We start from the raw sequence: 2984 nt of genomic DNA on the forward strand, positions 1-2984 counted from the left end.
GCATGTCCCTCAAGCTCAGGTCGAGACCTGTGACAACATCGAATCCGAGGTCCGTCAGCTTGTCCGACATGCCCTTGGCATCATTGTAGGGGTTCTTCAGCTCCGCGACATTCGCGTAGCCGGAATTACCGATCACGAGCGCCACACGGCGTTCGGCATGTGCCGCGCTTGCGGCAAACACAAGAAGCAACAGGCATGCGATTATCTGCTTCACAGGCGGTTCTCCAAACCTACCAGCTCTCGGGAGCTGCCGTGCAAAACTATTCCGGTTACTCTGCTGTAGGGCACTCCGGCAGGCCGGGATCATAATTCAGATCGCGGCTCGGCGGCACACTTCAACTTTAAACGTACTTAAATCTGGCTTTAACCGTGTGGCTAAATCCAGTTACAGCTCAATATCCAGCTGGCCTTCGAACCTTTGCAAGCGAGCTTCCTGCCGCACGGGTGTGTCAACGTCTGTCGTCCGACACCGGGCACTCTGCCGATGATCTTGTTGCCATAAATAGTCGGGTTTTTAGGGCAACTGTCGGCGGTCTTGGACTTGGTGCTCGGCTTGGAGCCGTTGCTGGAAGGTTCAGGTTTTCTGGTTGCGACACAGCGACCGTTCTTCAGTTCCTGATTCCGTCCACAGGTGAGCGGGCAAACGCGTCCGGTTGATTTCTTGAGCTGGTCCAAAATAGCGGGACTTGGGTCAAGTGAGGCAAGATCGATGCCTGCTTCGCGTCCATAGGTCCTCAGTGCCCGACGGCTCTTGTTGCCCCAATCGCCATCAACCCTGCCAACCGAACAACCGACGCGGTTGAGTTCAGTCTGCAGAGCCGTAGCCAGTTCTTCAGCGGAGAGCGGTGTGATTGGCGAAGGAATGACGCCTGCCGGTGTTTCGTCAGGTGTCAACGCGGCAACGGTGATTTCCTCGTCGCGTTTGGTAGCAGTTCTTTCAGGCGCCGGGTTGGGCGCGGCCGCTGAGGCCTGGGCCTTGCGACGGACTTCGGCTTCGGCCTGGCGTTTGATCGATTCAATCTTCAACCGCGCAAGGTCGGCGTAGATCCCTTTTGGATACCGGGTAATGTAACTTTCGAACATCTCCGGCCGGGTCGAATTCTGGATTGTTTGCCAGTAGGTGATCTCAGCCGTTGCATCCGGCTTGTTCTGCTGGGCCTTGTCACGTTCGGCCTTTGCCTTGATTTCGTCGATACGGATCCGGGCAATGTCGGCAAACTGGCCGTCGGGGTAACGGCCCAGGTAGGTTTCAAAATAGGCAATGGATTCGCCGGACTTGATCGAATCCCAGTAAGCCAGCTCGATCTGCGGGTTGATCGCTGGTTTTTCCGGTTCAATGGGCTCCACCATCTCAAGCTGTTTGAGAATGACTTCACCAGTCAGCGAGGAATTGTCCCAGGGAACCTGCTGACCTTTGGTTGCCTCCAGCACATCCCGGCGGACCATCACGAGATCCCGGGTAATATCCTGTCCGGGTGTGCCGAGATGTTTCAACAGGGCCGTAGTGAAGGGGCTGTTCTTGCCATCACCATCAAGTGCGACGTTACCTGGCTGGGTGGCGAAGGAAATCAGGGAGCCAACCCCGGAGCCGATCTTGGCAAGGCCCCGGCCAACAGAACCGGAACGGGTGCCCATGGACCGCGCAAGGTTTTCAGCCAGCGGATTGTTCCGGCAGGCGTCCAGAAACACCAGATTGACCTTGGTGGAATGCTCCATGGCATTGAGAATGAGATTTGCCGGCATCGCCTCGAATTCAAGATCGACGTAGGAATTCAGCTCGGCATCAATCGGCACCAGATAGTTCTCGCCACTTACCTGAAGGCCATGCCCTGCGTAGAAGAACAGGGCTATATCAGCACCCTCGAGCTTGGCGATGAACTCCCGAACGGTCTTTCGCATATCCCGAAGTGACAGGTTGGTGCCGGTCACGACCTCGAAATCCAGACTGGTCAGTTTTTCGGCCATGCCTTTGGCGTCGTTGTCCGGATTGGTGAGCTGAGTGACGTGCTCATAACCGGAATTACCGATCACGAGTGCTACTCGGCGTTCGGCATGTGCCGCGCTTGCGGCAAACGCAAGAAGCAAAAGGGATAAGAGGATCTGCTTCACAATCGATTCTCCAGAGCTACCTGATCTCGGGAGCAATCGGGCAAAAAACCGGCTGCTCCCCCGAAGGGTAATCCGGCGATTCGGGATCGGAAATCAGATCGCGGGCTCACCAGAAAAATTCAACTTCAAACGTTCATAAATCAGACTTCAGCCGAACGGCTAAAGCCAGGTGCAGGTCTTTACCCAGCTGGCCCTAGAACCTCTGCAAGCAAGCTTCCTGCCGCAAGGGTGTGTAAGGGTCTGGCGGCCGAGGCCATGAGATTTTCCAATTACCTTGTTTCCATAGGCAGACGGGTTTTTCGGGCAGCTGTCCGTGGTCTTCGTCTGTGTGCTCGGTTTTGTGCTGTTGCCGGAAGGTTCAGGCTTTCTGGTTGCGACACAGCGGCCGTTCTTCAGTTCCTGGTTCCGTCCACAGGTGAGCGGGCAAACGCGTCCGGTAGATTTCTTGAGCTGTTCCAGAATGGAAGGGTCCGGGTCGAGTGAGGCAAGATCAATGCCGGCTTCGCGGCTATAGGTTCTCAGTGCCTGACGGCTTCTGTTGCCCCAGTCACCATCAACACGGCCAACCGAACAGCCAACCCGGTTGAGTTCTGTCTGGAGAGCCGTTGCAAGCTCTTCAGGCGATAACAACGATACCGGGGATGTCGAGGTCGTTGAGGGCGCCTGATCAGGCGTCAGGGCGGCAACGGTGATTTCGTCTGCAGGCTTGGCCGTCGTTCTTTCTGGCGATGCATTCGCTGCTGCCGAAGCGATGGCTTGGGCTTCAGCCTCTGCCTGAGCCTTGCGGCGCGCATCCGCTTCCGCCTGGCTCTTGATCGACTGGATTTTCAGCTGGGCAAGGTCGGCATAGATCCCGTTCGGGTATCTGCCGAGAT

Annotated in this window: 3 protein-coding genes; all 3 read right to left on the reverse strand. The window is 56.5% G+C overall.

Annotated elements, in window-relative coordinates:
• A partial coding sequence (locus ACVDG9_RS28550) for a caspase family protein (protein WP_447239656.1) occupies positions 1 to 214 on the reverse strand: 214 nt, incomplete at its 3' end.
• Between the two features lie 161 nt (positions 215 to 375).
• On the reverse strand, positions 376 to 2109 hold the full coding sequence (locus tag ACVDG9_RS28555) for a caspase family protein (protein WP_447239657.1): 1734 nt from the start codon (positions 2107 to 2109) through the stop codon (positions 376 to 378).
• A gap of 159 nt (positions 2110 to 2268) precedes the next feature.
• On the reverse strand, positions 2269 to 2984 hold a 716-nt coding region (locus tag ACVDG9_RS28560), incomplete at its 5' end, for a peptidoglycan-binding domain-containing protein (protein ID WP_447239658.1).

Source organism: Roseibium sp. RP-7 (assembly GCF_053005225.1).